Below are 1162 nucleotides of genomic sequence, written 5' to 3'. Positions count from 1 at the left end.
ATCGGCCGTCGACGCCGCATCGCCGGCGTGTCCATCCGGCGTTCCGGAAGCGTGCCCCTCGGTGATCCCCGTGATGCCCGCGGCCCCCGAAGCCATGACTGAAGCCATGACGGGCATGGGCTGCGAGGCGCTCGGCACCATGGGTTCAACACCCGGTTGAGGGACTGTGGGTGACGGCCGGTCAGTGGATCCAGACAACGGCAGTGCGTCCATCGGCCTTGCGGATCGAACCGGCGTAACCGCCGGTCCGTCCGAAAAATTGGGATCGGGAGGGGTGGTGGCGCCCGCACGGGTCTGACCCGCTTGCCGGCTCCTAGGTATCGCTTCCACTGACTTTCCACGTTCATGCCGTTCCGAACGTTTCGTTACCGGCTCCACACCAAACGCGTCTTCCGAGCGGGAAACAACACCGTCAGTTGACACAAGGTCATGAAGGTTCGGGTCTCGATTCATCCAGGGACGAACGACTGCATCGCGGCGGTTGTTGAGACCGGTCTGCTTCGGCTTCCCAATAACGGGAGAACTGCATTTACTTTCCGGCGCCTTCGCAAGCTCCGAAGCTCGGTGTGTTCCGAAGGCGAAGGGCCCACCACCTGGCGGACCTCGGACGCCAACGGCGGCTGCGCAACGCTGCGCGCAATGCCGCGTTGTCCGAGGCCCTCCTCCCAAAACGGTCGAGGTGGGGCGTGATTGTGGGACAGGCCGTCGCCGGGCTCCATCGGCCCGGCCGATTCACCCGCTGCGGCTGGCAGACCGTCCGGGGCAACCGTGAGCCGCGGCGTGCCGTCCGAAGTCGCCTGTCCCAGCGGTCGCTGACTCATGCGGATGATGTCGGAAAAGAATCCCACCGCCTGAACACCTCATCTTGGATTATTCGGTTCTCCAAAAACGTTGTGGATTAAACCGCCATTCCCCGCGCCCGGTCGATCAACTCGAGATAGCGCAGGCGGCGCTGCCGGGGCAGGGACAGAATTTCCGCCTCGCTCCAGTGATACGTGGAGGCGATCCGATGGATATCCACGTTCACATCGCGCAGCAGCCGCTTCAGATGCAGAAGCGGATCGATATCGATGACATTGACCCGGCCGCACCCCGTACAGGTTGCCTGCACCTGGCCGGTCACCTCGGGGGCCTGGGCTTCCATGGCCGCTCGATGCGGGCG

Annotated in this window: 2 protein-coding genes; both read right to left on the bottom strand. The window is 64.1% G+C overall.

Going from position 1 to position 1162, the window contains the following annotated elements; translation table 11 throughout:
• A partial coding sequence (locus JCM12296_RS39500) for a hypothetical protein (RefSeq protein WP_218188459.1) occupies positions 1 to 330 on the bottom strand: 330 nt, incomplete at its 3' end.
• Between the two features lie 568 nt (positions 331 to 898).
• The coding region (locus JCM12296_RS34990; protein WP_218188458.1) for a hypothetical protein at positions 899 to 1162 on the bottom strand (264 nt) is incomplete at its 5' end.

The organism is Desulfosarcina cetonica JCM 12296 (assembly GCF_001311845.1).
GTDB lineage: Bacteria > Desulfobacterota > Desulfobacteria > Desulfobacterales > Desulfosarcinaceae > Desulfosarcina > Desulfosarcina cetonica.
This window is presented reverse-complemented; position numbering and strand designations above follow the sequence as displayed.